We start from the raw sequence: 17,661 nt of genomic DNA on the forward strand, positions 1-17,661 counted from the left end.
CAAGCATTTGCACTCATAGCTTTATATATTTTACGCGCATTTTATAGCTGCTAAAAATAACATTTTTAGCAGTTGTATTGGTTTATAGCTGACGCTTTATGGATCGTTAATTCAGAGTGTGTGCATAGTAGATGAGGTTATAATCAATTCAAAATAGCTAAGAGGAGTCGGCTATGGTAAAAATTCGTGAAGGATTACCGCTGGTGGATGGACAGACCACTCAGGCCGATAGTGCAACACTTGCGGCACAACTGGTGGCGAGCCAACGCTCTCACCAGTCAGCCAATAGCTATGCCCAAATTCCCCTCGACATCAAATACCAGTTGGCAACCCACAAGCTACATACTACTTTTGATCGCTCAGCTGCACACACTTATCATTTGCATGACCCTCACACTGAAGACGAGTATTTGGATGATACCAATGCGCTATCAAACGATGAGCTTGAGGCGGTCGACTTAGACCACCACGCCAACATCGACGTACCTACTTGGCTAGATAATGTGGCCAAGCGTATTGGACAAGAGTCAGTACCCAACCTAAGTGCAGCTTGCGAGTTTATTCGCAGTCATATGAATACCAGTGAATCTGAGCGTTCAGGTGCTTATGTGACCGGTATTGGTATGACTGATATTTTGACCTATCTTTATCAAGATGAAGACGCATTGGTCGCGGCCATGCTGTATCGCAGTGCGCGCAAATCAATCATCAGTCTCGCTGAAGTTGAAAAAAACTTTGGTCCAGATATTTTGACGCTTGTGAAAGATACCCTTGCAATGGGTAAACTGTCGGAGATTATCGAAAGCAACAAGCGCTTAGAAGACCATTTCGTCAATAATCAACGTGATCAGCTATCAAATATTTATAGCATGCTCATCTCTGTCACCAACGACGTGCGCGTGGTACTGATAAAACTGGCTGAACGTACTTTCGCCATGCGTGAATTGACGTTTTCTAGGCCAGAGCGTCAAACGCGTGTCGCACGTGAAGTCATGACTATTTATGCGCCATTAGCCCATCGTTTAGGTATTGCACAGTTAAAATGGGAGCTCGAAGATTTAGCTTTCCGTTATCTTGCGCCTGACCGCTACAAAGAAATTGCTAAGCTGCTGTCAGAAAAACGTAGCGAACGCGAGTCCTATATTCAGCGCGTACAAGACAAATTAAATGAATCACTAGCAGATGCCAGTATTGAAGGCGAAGTATCTGGTCGCGTCAAACATATCTACTCTATCTATCGAAAAATGAAGCTCAAAGGCTTATCTTTCGATCAGCTTTATGACATTCGCGCTTTACGTGTCTTGGTTAATAGCCCTTCTGACTGTTATCACGTTTTAGGCCTAGTACATGGCTTATGGCGTTATATTCCTGAGCAGTTTGATGACTATATTACTAACCCTAAGTCCAATGGCTATCGCTCGCTACATACGGCTGTAATTGCAGAAAATAAATCACTGGAAGTTCAAATTCGTACTCATGAGATGCACTTTGAGGCCGAGCTTGGCATGTGTGCGCACGTTAACTACAAAGAAGGTCTAAAGAATAAGAAAGACAATTATCTGAATCAAAGAATCAGCTCACTACGCCAATTATTATCTATCAACAATGAGACACGTAATCAACCACGCTCAGCTGTGGTAGCGGGCGAAGAGATAGACGATATCGAGTTTGACGAAGAAGAACAACTTGTTGATTTTGATGAACTAGAACGTATTTATATCTTTAGCCGTGACGGTGATATTACTGAGCTACCAAAAGGCGCGACCGTTCTCGATTTTGCCTACTATGTGCATACTCAAGTTGGCAACCGTGCGCAGGCAGCCCGCGTCAATCAGCGTTATGTGCCACTGACCTATCAGTTGAAAACAGGTGAGCAAGTTGAGATTATTACTAAGGCATCGCGTGAGCCCAATCGTGATTGGTTGGTAGCCTCGTTAGGTTATATTCATACCAATCGCGCCCGTTCAAAACTGCGCCAGTGGTTCAATAAGCAAGACCGTGATAAGAATATTGAAATAGGTCGCCAAATGCTCAGTAAAGAGCTTGAGCGCCTATCTGTTCATCCTAATAGTATTGATCTGAACGACTATATTCAGCATTTTCATGTCAATACGACCGACGATATTATTGTAGGGCTGGTGACAGGTGATATTGGCCTTAATCAGTTAACCAGTCATATCTCTCGTCAGCTACACCTTGAACCTGAGATACCACCAGAGAACTTTGTACCTCATGTAGATAACAGAGATACAGGTAAGCTCGATGCGTATAAAATCCATATCGATGGTTTGGATAATATCGAAATCAATTTGGCAGGTTGTTGTCATCCTGTGCATGGCGAACCGATAGCTGGCTACATCACTTTATCGCGTGGCGTTAGCGTGCATAATCGAGGCTGCCCAGAGTACTTACGTCTGGTCGAGCGTGATCCTGAGCGCAAGATAGAAGCCGCTTGGCAAGTACAGATTGGTCGTTATCAGCCTGTTGATATTCATGTCGAAGCATATGACAGACGCGGTTTGCTACGTGATTTGACACAGATAATTGATAAAGAAAACGTCAATATTCGCCAAGTTCAAACGTTAAGTAATGACGACAATATTGCTTTTTTAAAGTTCCATATTGAAGTCTCAGGCCTAGCGCATCTATCTAAGCTGCTCGCAAAATTAGAGCAGCAACATGGTATTTTGCACGCACGCCGTGCAGTCGTGTAAATAAAACCTTAAGCCAGTCGTTGTTTATTCCACAATAGAGTTGTCAAAAAATACTATGCCTGAATTACCTGAAGTAGAAACCACTAAAGCCAGTCTTGCTCCATTGTTTGGGCAACAGGTCGTTGATGTTAAAGTATTTCAACCAAAGCTGCGATGGATGATGCCAGGTAACTTGGACGAGTTAATTAATTACACATTGGAGAGTGTCGAGCGCCGAGCAAAGTATCTGATTCTTAATTTTATGCCAGTAGCTGCACTGAATAATGCTCCCATGTCAGCCAGCAAAGTTGAACCACGTCAGCTTCTTATCCACTTAGGGATGTCAGGTAGCTTACAACAGCACAGCTATGGTACTGATAAACGTAAACATGATCATCTGGTCGTCGTTTTTAATGATGCTGCTAATAAAAAGTCTCAGCTACATTACTATGATCCAAGACGCTTTGGTTCAGTACTATGGCATGAGGATTACGGCAATAAACTACTAGATCATCTAGGTCCTGAGCCTCTTTCAAAAGATTTTACCGCAGACTATTTGTACAGTTTAATCCAGCGTATAGATTTATCTAGCCAAGATGGCAATGGGTCATCGACAGATAATACTAAAGCAAACAAACGACTAAAACCCATCTCCCGAGCGATTAAATCTGTCATCATGGAACAAGAAGTCGTGGTTGGGGTTGGCAATATCTATGCGACTGAAAGTCTGTACTTGTCCGGCATCCACCCTGCTACACCAGCCAATCAAATTTCATACGATCAGATTGTCATTTTAGTGAGTCATATTAAAGAAATTTTAAAGAAAGCGATAAAATTAGGCGGTTCGACACTACGGGATTTCACAGTAGCAAGTGGTCAAACTGGTTACTTTCAGCAAACCTTAAATGTGTATGGTAGACAAGGAGAGAGCTGTCTGCATTGTAGTACGACGCTAGAAAACATCAAGCTTACTGGTAGAGCCAGTGTTTATTGTCCAAATTGTCAGCCGTTAAAATAGCTAATAAATGATATCTATCTGCTTATGGTATATTTAGATTAAATGAAGCTAATATCTGGGCAGAGTATCTATTTTTAAAAGTATCAAATACTGCCAAAGCTATAACTAGATTATTCTCATTTTTGTTGCTTATTAGCGCACATCTTGCTTTAATAGTGCTAGCGCTTACATAAATAGTGCGTATCATTTATTTTTCTGTAATACTATACCTGCCTATCGTTGCCGCAAGATTCCTGCGTGAAGATAGCAGCAGCCATTAATCATACTACTATGAGTTTCAGGATATCGTTATGACTGTTAAAGCAAAAACTCAACGCACAGTTAAGCAGAGATTTTTTACTGTATTGGCAACTTTAGGATTGGTAGCTGCGACTATTCAACCTACTTTTGCAGCCATAGAAATTGATGAAACTGATTTCGGTCCTTCATATGAAAAGATGGTAGTCGATACGATTGTTGGCAAACCACTTCAACTCGTTAATGCGGTAGCTGGAACAGCAGCTTATATCGTAAGCCTACCTTTCTCACTTATTGGTGGTAATGCAGATCAAGCACAGCAGAAGCTATTTGTTGAACCTTGGAATGCGATGGGACGTTGTTTAGGCTGCACAGTTGCAGAAGACAACTATTATAAATCTCAAGTTGTTGATAATAACGTAGTACGTATCCTTGTCGATCAACCATCAGAAATTCTGATTAACACCAATGACTATGTAGTGGTTACTCCGTAACAATTTGCTTTTAGTAGGCACACCAAATAGTTTACAAAAATAACTGTGACTATTTCATAGAAAAAAAGGCTAACTCGAGAAGTTAGCCTTTTTTATTGTCAACGATTTGATAATTTATTTCGTAATACTGGTATTACTTAATTTAGCACTGATTTCACGCAGCAACTTCACTTCTTCTGATGGCTCTTCTACTGCTTCTTCTATAACTTCCTCCACCTCTTCAGCACGGCGCATTTTATTGACACCTCTCACCATCATAAAGATGATGAAAGCTAAAATTAAGAAGTTAATAAGTACGGTAATAAAACTACCGTAAGCCAACACAGGTACACCTGCTTCTTTGAGCGCATCATAAGTCATAGCAATACCATCAGGTGCATCACCTAAAACTAAGAACATGTTTTCAAAATTAATCTCGCCGCCAAAAATAAAAGCGACAATTGGCATAATAATATCATCTACCAAAGATTTTGTGATGGTAGCAAAAGCCCCGCCGATGATGACACCGACTGCCAAATCCATCACATTACCTTTGACAGCGAACTCTTTAAACTCTGAAACCATACTCATTGTTTTTTCCTCAAAATTTATCTATAAACCAATAGATATTTATATAGTTAGTATCACATCTAGCTTTCATGTTAATAATTGAATACATTAATACCACTATTCATTCTGTCTGTATTTTTCCAAGATTACAACATAAAAAAAAGCAGTATAAAGTCAAACACTAATAGCTCACCTTATACTGCTCATTTTTGAATCACTCAGTGCCAGTAAAACTACTGACACTAAGTGTTCGCGTCAAATATCAATACTATGAATCACTAAGTAATTCAATTATTGATATTAAGCACCTTTTTTACCACGGCCGTGACGTTTACGCTCACTTTCAGTCAAGTAGCGCTTACGAATACGTACCGCTTTTGGCGTTACTTCGACTAGCTCATCGTCTTGAATAAATTCAAGCGCTTGCTCAAGAGTGAACTTCACTGCTGGCGTCAACGTCAATGCTTCGTCAGTACCACTAGCACGTACGTTGGTTAACTGTTTAGCAGTCGTCGGGTTAACAGTCATATCATCGTTACGAGAGTTAAGACCAACAATCATACCTTCATAAACTTCAAGCTGTGGTTCAGCAAACAACTTACCGCGTTTCTGTAGGTTAAATAGAGCAAAACCTAGGCAAGTACCATTTGCCATAGAAACCAATACGCCATTAGAACGACCACCAACATCACCGATCTTCTGTGGACCGTAATGTGAGAAGCTCGAGGTCATAATACCACTACCTGAAGTCAGGGTTAGGAACTCAGAACGGAAACCGATCAAGCCACGCGCTGGTATGGTTGCCTCGATACGCATACGGCCTTTACCGTCCAGCTCCATGTTAGTCATCTCGCCTTTGCGTAGACCAACTTGCTCCATGATAGAACCTTGATGCTCTTCTTCGATATCGAAGACAACGTTTTCATACGGCTCTTGTAGCTTACCATCAACTTCTTTAACGATAACTTCTGGACCAGAAACACCTAGCTCAAAACCTTCACGGCGCATGTTTTCGATAAGTACTGATAAATGAAGCTCACCACGGCCTGATACTTTAAATTTGTCAGGAGACTCAGTGTCTTCTACACGCAATGCTACGTTATGAATCAACTCACGCTCAAGACGCTCACGAATGTTACGTGAAGTCACAAACTTACCTTCACGACCAGCAAATGGTGAATTATTTACTTGGAAGTTCATAGATACTGTAGGTTGATCTACCGTTAGTGCTGGTAGTGCTTCAACGTTGTTAGGATCACAAATAGTATCAGAGATATTTAGCGCATCGATACCTGTGATACAAACGATATCACCTGCTTGTGCATCTTCAACGTCAATACGATCAAGACCATGGTAACCCATGATTTTTAAGATACGACCGTTACGCGTTTTGCCATGCTTATCAATGACAGTCACTGGCGTGTTAAGTTTAACTTTACCACGTTGAATACGGCCAATACCGATTACACCAACGAAGCTGTTGTAATCAAGGCTTGAGATTTGCATACGGAACGGAGCGTCAGCATCAACCTGTGGAGGCTGAACAACGTCAACGATAGTTTTGAACAATGGGGTCATGTCGTCAGCTAAATCATCTGCTTCTAAACCTGCGATACCGTTCAATGCTGAAGCATAAACAACTGGGAAATCAAGCTGCTCATCGTTTGCACCTAGGTTATCAAACAAATCAAAGATTTGATCCATTACCCAATCAGGACGTGAGCCAGGACGATCGATTTTGTTAATAACAACGATCGGCTTTAGACCTTGTTCGAATGCTTTTTGCGTCACAAAACGAGTCTGAGGCATTGGGCCATCAACAGCGTCAACAACCAAAAGTACGCAATCAACCATAGACATTACACGCTCAACTTCACCACCGAAATCGGCGTGACCTGGGGTGTCAACAATGTTGATACGGTATTCAGTTTCTGAAGTTTTATCTGTCCAGCGGATAGCTGTGTTTTTAGCCAAAATGGTAATACCACGTTCTTGCTCAATATCACCTGAGTCCATTGCACGCTCAGCAATGTTTGCACGGTCGCCAAAAGTACCAGACTGATGTAATAACTTATCAACCAAAGTTGTCTTACCGTGGTCAACGTGGGCAATAATTGCAATGTTACGCAGGTGTTTGATATCGTTCGCCATATAAAATGCTCGTTTCGTCTTAAAAAAATGCAGTAGCAGTAAGCGCTGCTGAATAAACTTTCATCATCAATCAGATAGATATTGAATCTAAGATGACGCAGAAAAGAATGCTATCAAATAAAAAAGTTCAATACAATCAAATATCTATACTGACGAATTCATCATACAGATTGCTATGCTAATGTACATACTGCTAATTTACAGAATGTTTGGGTGGCTAGTATAACATTATTGATTCATAAATTTATGTAATAACTCACTTTTCTCAATACATAAATAAAAAAAAGCCACCCATTGGGTGGCTTTTTTTGTAACTGTATATTTAACTATACGGTTATTTTGCTAATACTTATTGAACAACCATATCTTTAGTTTGTTCAACAGTCATTGTTTTGTCACCAGTGATGATGGCATAAACACGACGGTTCATAGCACGACCTTCTTCAGTGTCGTTTGAAGCGATTGGGTTGTTGTAACCATAGCCTACAGTTGATAGACGGTTTGGAGCAATACCGAATTCGTTAGTTAGCATAGATTTAACAGCAACGGCACGAGCTTCAGATAGACGTTGGTTATAACGTGCTGAAGGACCAGTCTTAGAAGCATGACCTTCTACACGAGCGGTAGAGTTAGGATACTCACGCATCTTCTCTGCTACTTTAGCGATTTCTGGCTTGTACTGGTTTTTGATAGCTGACTTGTCGTTATCAAAGAATACACGTAGTTCCATTTTCAGTTCGTCAGTAATGTCTACTGGTACTGGGCAACCGCGCTCATCAACTACAACGTTCATTGGAGTGCCTGGACATGCATCGATGCTATCAGGTACGCCATCACCGTCAGAATCAAGATCAGCTTCAACAAGGACTACTGGAGTGTTGTCAACTACTGGCTCTTGCATAGGTGGTACTGCTACTGTAGGTGCTAGATGGCCACCTAGTACTACTTCTAGACCGGCTAAAGCCATGCCTTCCCACCAATTGTTGTCAAAGTTATGAATCGCACGAGCTTCACCACGTAGGCTTAGCGCGTCATTGATGCGATACATAGCACCTAGACCTAGGTTACCAATAGTGTCTTTAGAATTTGATACTTCAGTACCAGCAGCAACTACTTCACCGTTAGAGTTAGTATACTGTTCTTGGTTCTCTACTTTGATTTTAGACTGACCAGCACCTACTAGTACATATGGCTTAAGTGCGCTATCAGTGTAACCAGTGAATTCTTCAGTACCGATCAAGAAGTTACCAGAAATCATTTCTTGTTCGATGTCAAAACGGTTAGCGCCAGACTTCGCTGAATCTTCAGAAGCCTCGCCATTAGCATCAGATACGCCATATTCTACTTGGAACTGAGTAGAAGGAGTAAGTTCGATACCTAGTGCTGCACCAGTGTATAAGCCACTTTCTTTAGCTACGCCACCGTTGTCGTTACCGGCACGATCTGTATTGTTTTGCAGATTCTTACCAGTAGTAAGAACTTCACGCTGCTTGTCAGAGGTATCACTGAATTCTTCAGTCATGTGATAACCAAGTAACAATGGGCTGATAGTAACACCAGCATTAGCTGCCATCGGTGCAGCCGCTACAGCAACAAGGGCTAGAGCTATTTTATTCAATTTCATGGACTTCCTCCAAAGGATAATTTTAGTGATGCATTAAGCAAAACCGATTCTCAAGACGTACTAAGATAGACATCTCTTACGCATTTTAAGTTACAAAGCAAAACCAATTAAGGAGTAGCTTAGCGATTATTAATTCAGTTTACAACTTTTTTCGTTAACGAGCTACACATTATTACACGATAATGTTGTAACTAAAACACAGTAAACAGTCTAAGTTACCCAGAACTAACACACCTTACGCTTCTTATCTTTTACACATCAGTTTGCGATAGATGAGTAGTCCATTGATAGCTATTTTCTTGAAGCATTTTATTACAATTAGAATTTTTTCTCTATTGCTAATATCGTTCTTTCACTAATTGAAACATTTTTTGACAGTCGCTATATATTACATATATATTGTAAAAAACCAATATTCTTCTGAAAATCAAGTAATTAGCAATTACATCTGTCTTATATACAGTGGAATAAGAGAAAGTCTAAAGAATTTAGACAATTGGTTAGCTTAAAAGATAGTCAACACAAGGGTGTGTGAGACGTTGTTTTTTACTTCAAAGATAAACAGCTATAGGATGTAGCGCATTATGAACTTACTTAGTAAGGTACTGGCCCATTATAAGAGAATAGCCATTTTTACCTTTTGTTTACCTATTTGTAAAAACGGCAGGTATGGAATTGATAATTTATTAGCTATTGCATCTAGGTTATTCAATAAACTATTGAAGTTTGTCATTTATAGGAAACCACTCCTTCAAAACGATAATATTTTAAATGCTAAGCAATCAAACGGCTTTACTCTCGTTGAGCTAACTGTGACGACAATGGTATTGGGAATTATCGCAGCTATTGCAGCGCCAAGTATCTTAACGCACTTAGCACGAATGGAAGCCCAACGTGTCAAGCATCAACTAGAGAGTACCTTATCATTAGCAAAGGCTGAAAGTTACATAAGTCGGCAGGATGTCTTGGTTTGTTTATCGAATGATGCACAGCAGTGCCATAGGAATAGTGATAAAACACTTCTGCTATTCGTAGATAAAAATAACAACAAGCATTTTGATTCTCAAGTAGATACCTTATTAACTCAGCAATCCTTAAACCTAAGATATAGTACAGTGAAATTAAGAGTTGGCGGTAGGCGTCACTATACTAAATTTTGGGGTGATAGTGGCAGACCACGAGGACACTTCGGTCATATAAAATATTGCCCTACCTCTTCTTATAATAAATCAATGTACCAAATCTCTTTTAACCAATCCGGTATCGTCAAACATAAACTTAACGTAGACCACCCTACGAAATGTAATGGGTAATAGATGCCGTATATGCAAACCTATTTATGCATGGCCTCTTTCATCATTGTCACAGCGCTTTCTAGTCCTACGAAGACCGCATCTGCAATAAGTGCGTGACCAATATTTAACTCATAGATACCATCAATCTTTGCAATAGCATTAACATTGTCACACGTTAAACCATGACCTGCGTTAATAAGCAATTTATCGTCTATGCTCTGTGCTGTAGCTACTGCTTGTTCAATTCTTTTAAGTTCAGCCAACTGTGCGTCAGTATCATTTGCTAATCCTGCTTCGGCATAAGCACCCGTATGCAACTCTACCGCGTCTGCACCACACTCTATCGCGGCTGCAATCTGCTTGTCATCAGGATCAATAAACAAAGAAACTTTAATATTAGAGGCTTGTAGTTTATGAACATACTCTTTTAGAGACGTGACTTGCCCTGCAACATCGAGACCACCCTCTGTCGTTAACTCTGCACGCTTTTCAGGTACTAGACATACCCAAAAAGGTTTAACTTCGCAGGCAATTGCAAGCATCTCATCAGTTGCTGCCATCTCTAGGTTCATTCTCGTCGACAACTGCCCTGCCATTTCATAAACATCCGCATCTTGTATATGACGACGATCTTCACGTAGATGTATAGTGATACCATCTGCTCCTGCCTTTTCGCACAATAATGCAGCAGCCAAAGGACTTGGATAACTCACACCGCGCGCTTGACGCAATGTTGCCACATGATCAATATTCACGCCTAGCAAAGGTTTTTTTGAACTGCTTTCAGATGAGGTAGATACAGAGATACTCATAAAAAATCCTTTGGACAATTAAGCCTAACTTATATAGTTGATACTACGATGATATTTGAGAATGCAGTTATTGATAACGCTGCTGTTGCTGCCATAACAGACGACTTTGTAGCGGCTGATAATCAAGCAAATGATCAATAAGATGTCGATGTAGTTTTGACCAATGGCTCAGCGTCTGTTCAGTAATACCTAAACGTGCCATTTCTATGATATCTGCACCCTTAAAGACGGTCTGTCCAGACTCACTGGCTAAATGCTCAGATTCTTCATTATGTACTAATACAGGGAGCAAACCTACATCCGGTAAAAAGCGGTAAGTACAATCATACTCGATGGGATCTTCAACGTTGTCATGCGTTAACGTTAAAGTGAATCCTAACTCGGTAAATAGATACTGCTCAAACTGACGTAGACAGAGACGAAGCTCGCTATTACTTAAGGGCTGTTTGAGTTGTTGTAGACTGATTTGATAATGCTGCCACAATACAGGAATTGGGTCTTCAGTAGGTAACAGCCGCCACAGAATCTCATTTATATATAGTGCAGCATATTGATGTTGACCGCTGATATTGGCGTAAGGTACGGCTTCTAAGACAGCAGATTTACTATCTTTTTGAACACCGTCTTTTTGAACGCTATCAGCTTGAGTTGTATCTTGCGAAGCAATATTAATTTGACTAAAGGTTTTTAGATCGCGTTTGCCAGTAGCAAAAAGCTGTAACGGCATAAATAATGGCGCGCCTTTTTTCCCAACACCATGTATCACACCGTGTTGTTGAGAAAAAAGATAATACAAAGCGCGCTTTTCCTGATAAGGACGCTGATGCAATAAATACCCGACGAGCGCTTCATTACGCATTTTTTATTACCTAAATAGCTAAAAGGCAGACAGTGCTTTTGAAGCGTTCGTTCTTAACCGCTATCAATAGCCCAAACTGGTCAACGCACGCTCATCATCAGACCAACCACGTTTCACTTTGACCCACAAAGTTAACATGATTTTTTTACCAAACAACTGCTCCATATCTTTACGAGCATCCATACCAACTTGTTTGATACGCTGGCCTTTATCACCGATAACGATGGCTTTTTGACCACCACGTTCAACATAGATAGTCGCATCGATGAAAGTACAAGCTTTGCGTGGACGCCCTGTTTTTGGATCAGTATGTGCAGGTTCGTCTTTAAACTCATCAATCTGTACCGTTAAATCATATGGCACTTCATCACCCGCACTACGCATGATTTTTTCGCGAATGATTTCACTGGCTAAAAATCGCTCAGAGCGATCTGTGATTTGTTCTGTATCGTAAATAGGCGCAGCGACTGGTAAATGTGAGGCAATCACTTCTTGCAAACGATCTAAGTTTTGATTTTTTAGTGCAGATACAGGAACGATATCAGCAAAATCGAAACTATCGTTGAAAGTTTCGATAAGTGGTAGCACGCTGCCTTTATCTTTTAGAGTATCTGACTTATTAATAACCAATACGACTGTTAGATTGGTCTCACCGAGCTTTTGCAAGGTCAATAAATCATCGTCACGCCATTGATCTGAATCGACAACAAACAGTACTAAATCTACATCTACTAACGCCGATACCGCCGCTTTATTCATACGTTCGTTAATAGCACGTACTTCGTTACGGTGAATACCTGGTGTATCAACAAACACCGCTTGCATTTCATGGTTTGACAAAATGCCATGAATACGATGACGGGTGGTTTGTGGTTTGCGTGAAGTGATAGACAACTTTTGACCCAATAAGTGATTCATCAAAGTTGACTTGCCCACATTTGGTCGTCCAACAATGGCCACATAACCTGCTCTAAAATCATCAGCCATCCGAGTATTACCACTTGGCGCAAAAAACTCTTCAATAGCCATATCATTGTCTAATGCAATATCTTCTGCATCAATAGCATGAATCTCTTCGGTAACTTCGATATTGTTTTGGCTTAAATCAATATCTGTATTCTCACCCAAATTTTGGGTGCTGTCTTCATTGTTTGATGGCAAATCAGTATGATTGCTCATAAGTTAATCCTATAGGGTTTGTGACTAGCCGAACAGTCTTTGATGGTAAATTTATTTAGTCACCATTAAAAACGGGCTAGAAACATTTAAAGTTTTAAAATGAATAATATGTGAGGTAGTTTTAATGTATGTTTGCCAAGTTATAAACCAGTCTAAACAGATACTATGCATCTAAAAACGCGTTTATGGATGTCGGCTATACACGTTTTTTGGCAGATCCTGGCAATTTATGTAATTGGTTAATCATAAGCTCTGCTGCTTTCTGTTCAGCAATACGGCGGCTCTCACCAGATTCAGTAATATCAGGGCAATTATTGATATTGACATGGCAACGTACAACGAAAATTTGATGCGGTGCATTACCACGCGTTTCCATGAGTTCGTAGTTGGGCAAGTCAAACTGCTTAGATTGTAGCCACTCTTGTAACCGACTCTTGGCGTCCTTCAGCGCTTTTTGGTCATTGACATTATCAATCAGATCACCATACCAAGAGAGAACACATTTGCGAGTAATATCCATATCTTGGCTGTCTAAATAGATAGCACCAATTAGAGACTCTACGGCATCGGCCAGTATAGAAGCACGATTGCGACCGCCACCTTTGCGCTCACCTACTCCTAATATAAGATGGTTAGACAGCTCTAAATTTTGAGCGATAATTACCAACGACTCTTGGCGTACCAATGTCGCACGCATACGCGTTAAGCGCCCTTCATTTTGACTAGGATAACGATGATATAAAGCTTCACCCACAATCATCCCTAAAAGTGCATCACCTAAAAACTCTAGGCGCTCATAGTTTTTTTTGCTATCAAATGAGCGATGCGTTAACGCAAGTTTAGGTAGACTCAAGTCATTGAACTCGTAGCCTAACTTACGCGTTAATACTGCTAACCGCTGAATAAATTCCGAGCTAACAACAAGCGTGTCAACAGATGTACTATTTTTTTGGGAAGTAGAAGCCGCTTGGGAATGGTGCGAAGTTGGTTTCATGCGTGGTTTGTGGTTATCCCTTCTGCTTGACAGATTTAGTTTAATAATATTATTTGATATATTTTATGAAATAATGAAAGCGCTATGTCGTACTATGATGGCTTACTCTGCTGTTGCCATCTCGATGTTACCTTCGAAACGGTTTACGATGTCGACATTGCTAAAAAAGTTATTAGTTACTGCATATTCTTTATAGATAGCTAATTGACCTGTTTTTTTATCGGTAAAGGTAAATACCTCTTCTGCCTTGGTATCATAGTCAGCATTGATAGATAACTGTTTGTTGACACGTTCAACAAATTGTTTGGCTGTTTCTTTATTATTATTGGCTTCTTTTAGCTGCGCACTTAATACTTTGGTCAGTTGGTAGTCACCAATTTGAGCTGGTACAATAGCTACTGTCAATTTAGTCGCAATACCCAAAAGCATAATAATGAGAACAACATTTGTCACACTGGCGCCGCGCTGCATAGCCAAACCAGATAATTGCTGCATTATGATATCCTTCTAAAGATAAACGACTATTTTGAATAAGTGTATAAATAATAAATAGCTATTTATTAGATAGCAACGATATTAGCATAAAACCATTGTCAACAAATCAACCGATAAACAATCACACCGCCTTAATTGATAGTACCATTACGCTCAAAGGTTGGTAGGTTAAGACCAGGTGGTTTATGCATCCAAATATAAACTGCCTTACCTGCTAGGTTTTCATCAGGAACGAATCCCCAAAATCTACCGTCTGCACTGCGATCTCGGTTATCACCCATCACAAAATACTGACCTTCTGGTACGTCAATGCGCCACTCAGTACCTTCTGACTCAACCACTTCTGGCGATTGTTGTTGTAAAAATGGCGCGTACTGTGAACTGTTCATGCCATCTAAATAGCGCACGAGATGATTGTTGTCACCTTGTACTTCTTCAAAATATTGTGCCGCATCTTCTTCTTGTTGACCCATTGCAGAAGCACTCTCTTCGGTCAGCACTTGACCTGGACCAACCTGGCCTGGTAAGTATAACTGTGAAGTCAATTCAGCATTTGCCGCGAAATCTACAGACTTAGTCTCAACAGGTACATCATTGATAGATAACGTGCCTTGACTATAACTTACGGTGTCACCAGGCAAACCGATAACGCGTTTAATATAATAAATGCTCGGGTTTTCAGGATAGCGAAACACTGCCACATCACCATGCTCAGGTTCACCAGTATCTATCACCTTATTGTAGGTTAACGGCAGGCGCACGCCATATGCGTACTTATTGACAGCAATAAAGTCACCCGTATATAGCGTTGGCACCATAGACGATGATGGAATATTAAAAGGCTCAATTAAAAATGAGCGTACTATCAATACCACTGCTAACACAGGAAAAAAGTCATAAGCCCAGCGAACTAGTAAGCCTTCTTGACCTCGACCACGAGTTTTGCGCTGTTTGAGCGCTAGCTTATCTAACAGCCAAACAATTCCTAGGACTATAGTTAACGGCACTAAAATTAAATTAAAATCAAAATCCATACCAAATTGCCTATTAACGAGCGGCTTATCTAACACCTTTACGATAAGACTCACTACATTTGACTGTTATCTACAATGACTATCTTAGGTTACGTTTAGCGATTAGCTATCAACTTGCAACACAGCTAAGAAGGCTTCTTGTGGAATTTCCACGTTACCTACTTGCTTCATACGTTTTTTACCAGCTTTTTGCTTAGACAGTAGCTTTTTCTTACGTGACACATCGCCACCATAGCATTTTGCTAATACGTCTTTACGCATGGCTTTTACCGTACTACGACCAATGATTTGGCTACCGATAGCCGCTTGAATGGCGACATCAAACATTTGACGTGGAATCAACTCTTTCATCTTAGTAACTAGGGCATTACCACGATAACGTGATTGGGTTTCGTGCACGATCATCGCTAAGGCATCAACTTTATCGCCATTGATTAGTACATCAACTCTCACCAATTTATCAGCTTGATAGCGCTCAAAGTTATAGTCTAACGATGCAAAACCACGTGAAACTGACTTTAGGCGATCAAAGAAATCCATAACCACTTCGCCCATTGGGATATCAAATATCAGCTGTACTTGTCGACCCATAAAACGCATATCAACCTGAACGCCGCGACGCTCAATACATAGCGTCATTACATTGCCTAAGAATTCTTGCGGTACTAAAATCTGACAGCGGGCAATTGGCTCACGGAATTCTTCTATGTTGTTTGGCTCAGGTAGATGTGACGGATTATCTACATAGATTACATCACCGTTCTTTTTCTCAATTTCGTAAATAACTGAGGGCGCTGTAGTAATCAAATCTAAATCATATTCACGCTCTAGACGCTCTTGGATAATCTCCATGTGCAGCATACCTAAGAAGCCACAGCGGAAACCAAAACCAAGCGCATCCGACGTATCTGGCTCAAAAAACAGCGACGCATCGTTAATTTGCAGTTTTTGCAAAGCTTCACGGAATTTTTCGAAATCACTCGAATCTACTGGGAACATACCAGAATAGACTTGTGGCGTGACTTGTTTAAAACCTGGGATACGATCCACATCAGGGGTCTTAGCATGAGTGATAGTGTCGCCTACTGGTGCTCCGGCAATATCCTTAATACCCGCAATAACAAAGCCGACTTCCCCTGCTTCTAAAACACCCGTATCTACAGGCTTAGGCGTAAAGACACCAATCGAGCCAACCAGATGCGCCTCTTGAGTCGATTTGATATATAACTTGTCACCTTTACGTATAGTACCTTCACGCACCCGTACCAATGAGACCACGCCCAAATAATTATCGAACCAAGAGTCAATAATTAGTGCTTGCAGTGGTGCTTCACGGTCACCAGTTGGTGCCGGGATAAACTCCACCAGCGCTTCTAGCAGCTTATCAACACCAAGACCAGATTTGGCTGATACTCGCGGTGCATCAACGGCATCGATACCGATAATATCTTCAATTTCTTGAATGACGCGTTCAGGCTCAACTTGTGGCAAATCAATCTTATTTAACACCGCCATGACTTCTAAGCCTTGATCAACGGCTGTGTAGCAATTGGCTACTGACTGCGCTTCTACGCCTTGAGCGGCATCAACAACCAATAGCGCACCTTCACAAGCTGCTAATGAACGCGACACTTCATATGAAAAGTCGACGTGACCCGGGGTATCAATAAAGTTAAGCTGATAGCGCTCACCATTTGGATGATCATAAAACAGTGTTACTGACTGTGCTTTGATAGTGATACCGCGCTCACGCTCAATATCCATTGAGTCGAGTACCTGCGCCTGCATCTCGCGATCTTGCAAGGCACCGCACATCTGAATAAAACGATCGGCAAGGGTCGACTTACCATGATCAATGTGGGCAATGATTGAAAAGTTACGAATATTGGCTAATGCAGTCACAAAGCGCCTACTAAATTAAGGGTGATAGAATAATAAAACTAAAAAATAAATATTGTCAGATGCAATTGATAACGTGCTTGTACTTCTTTCAAGGTTAACCGTTATAACAAGCCAATTGGGCTTATACCACCGTCTAAAACCTATAGCCAAGCACATTAACTCTTATGCGTAGACATAAAAGAGTATTCTAGCAGTTTTCCACTGCAAAGTAAGGCGATTTTGTTAGAAGAGATGTGACTTACAGATGAAATGACAAGCTAAAAAAGGATAACGCAACAATCGTTACACTTGTTGAACTTCGTTTCTTTATATAGATACTATTATA

14 protein-coding genes are annotated in these 17,661 nt (G+C 40.7%); 4 read left to right on the forward strand and 10 right to left on the reverse strand.

Annotated elements, in window-relative coordinates; genetic code table 11:
• The first annotated feature begins 173 nt into the window (after positions 1–173).
• From FQV37_RS04900 to FQV37_RS04910, 3 genes are all read left to right on the forward strand, one after another.
• Positions 174–2,714 carry a RelA/SpoT family protein gene (locus FQV37_RS04900; RefSeq protein WP_160021515.1) on the forward strand — a complete coding sequence of 847 codons (2,541 nt, stop codon included), beginning with the start codon at positions 174–176 and terminating at the stop codon, positions 2,712–2,714.
• Positions 2,715–2,769: 55 nt separating this feature from the next.
• Positions 2,770–3,711, forward strand: coding sequence for a bifunctional DNA-formamidopyrimidine glycosylase/DNA-(apurinic or apyrimidinic site) lyase (gene mutM, locus FQV37_RS04905; RefSeq protein WP_160021516.1), 942 nt, complete (start codon positions 2,770–2,772; stop codon positions 3,709–3,711).
• Positions 3,712–4,001: 290 nt separating this feature from the next.
• The gene (locus FQV37_RS04910) at positions 4,002–4,442 is read left to right on the forward strand and encodes a hypothetical protein (protein ID WP_160021517.1); all 441 of its coding nucleotides are present in this window, start codon (positions 4,002–4,004) and stop codon (positions 4,440–4,442) included.
• Positions 4,443–4,556: 114 nt separating this feature from the next.
• On the opposite strand, the gene mscL is transcribed toward FQV37_RS04910, so the two are convergent.
• The 3 genes from mscL to FQV37_RS04925 form a co-directional block, all read right to left on the reverse strand.
• Positions 4,557–5,012 carry a large conductance mechanosensitive channel protein MscL gene (gene mscL / locus FQV37_RS04915; protein ID WP_057758404.1) on the reverse strand — a complete coding sequence of 152 codons (456 nt, stop codon included), beginning with the start codon at positions 5,010–5,012 and terminating at the stop codon, positions 4,557–4,559.
• A gap of 279 nt (positions 5,013–5,291) precedes the next feature.
• Positions 5,292–7,142: a translational GTPase TypA gene (typA, locus tag FQV37_RS04920; RefSeq protein WP_057758402.1), complete on the reverse strand. Its 1,851-nt coding sequence runs from the start codon at positions 7,140–7,142 to the stop codon at positions 5,292–5,294.
• Between the two features lie 349 nt (positions 7,143–7,491).
• Positions 7,492–8,766 carry an OmpA family protein gene (locus FQV37_RS04925; protein WP_160021518.1) on the reverse strand — a complete coding sequence of 425 codons (1,275 nt, stop codon included), beginning with the start codon at positions 8,764–8,766 and terminating at the stop codon, positions 7,492–7,494.
• Positions 8,767–9,350: 584 nt separating this feature from the next.
• Here FQV37_RS04925 and FQV37_RS04930 point away from each other — a divergent pair.
• Positions 9,351–10,079: a GspH/FimT family pseudopilin gene (locus tag FQV37_RS04930; RefSeq protein ID WP_160021519.1), complete on the forward strand. Its 729-nt coding sequence runs from the start codon at positions 9,351–9,353 to the stop codon at positions 10,077–10,079.
• Between the two features lie 20 nt (positions 10,080–10,099).
• On the opposite strand, the gene FQV37_RS04935 is transcribed toward FQV37_RS04930, so the two are convergent.
• The 7 genes from FQV37_RS04935 to lepA all read right to left on the reverse strand — a co-directional run bounded on the left by FQV37_RS04935 (position 10,100) and on the right by lepA (position 17,336).
• Positions 10,100–10,873, reverse strand: coding sequence for a pyridoxine 5'-phosphate synthase (locus FQV37_RS04935; RefSeq protein ID WP_160021520.1), 774 nt, complete (start codon positions 10,871–10,873; stop codon positions 10,100–10,102).
• A gap of 67 nt (positions 10,874–10,940) precedes the next feature.
• Entirely contained in the window at positions 10,941–11,732 is a 792-nt protein-coding gene (recO, locus tag FQV37_RS04940; protein ID WP_102078781.1) for a DNA repair protein RecO, read from the reverse strand.
• A 63-nt stretch (positions 11,733–11,795) separates the two neighbouring features.
• Complete coding sequence (era, locus tag FQV37_RS04945; protein WP_227526679.1) at positions 11,796–12,761, reverse strand: GTPase Era; 966 nt, start codon at positions 12,759–12,761, stop codon at positions 11,796–11,798.
• Positions 12,762–13,107: 346 nt separating this feature from the next.
• Entirely contained in the window at positions 13,108–13,905 is a 798-nt protein-coding gene (gene rnc, locus FQV37_RS04950; RefSeq protein WP_160021522.1) for a ribonuclease III, read from the reverse strand.
• 102 nt (positions 13,906–14,007) lie between these two features.
• A complete protein-coding gene (locus tag FQV37_RS04955; protein WP_240990948.1) occupies positions 14,008–14,400 on the reverse strand; it encodes a DUF4845 domain-containing protein in 393 nt (130 codons plus the stop codon).
• 131 nt (positions 14,401–14,531) lie between these two features.
• Positions 14,532–15,434 (reverse strand): signal peptidase I, encoded by a 903-nt coding sequence (gene lepB / locus FQV37_RS04960; RefSeq protein WP_160021523.1) that lies wholly within the window; start codon positions 15,432–15,434, stop codon positions 14,532–14,534.
• A gap of 102 nt (positions 15,435–15,536) precedes the next feature.
• Positions 15,537–17,336: a translation elongation factor 4 gene (gene lepA, locus FQV37_RS04965; RefSeq protein ID WP_101204270.1), complete on the reverse strand. Its 1,800-nt coding sequence runs from the start codon at positions 17,334–17,336 to the stop codon at positions 15,537–15,539.
• Positions 17,337–17,661 lie beyond the last annotated feature (325 nt).

It is taken from the genome of Psychrobacter nivimaris (assembly GCF_009812035.1).
GTDB classification, from domain to species: domain Bacteria; phylum Pseudomonadota; class Gammaproteobacteria; order Pseudomonadales; family Moraxellaceae; genus Psychrobacter; species Psychrobacter nivimaris.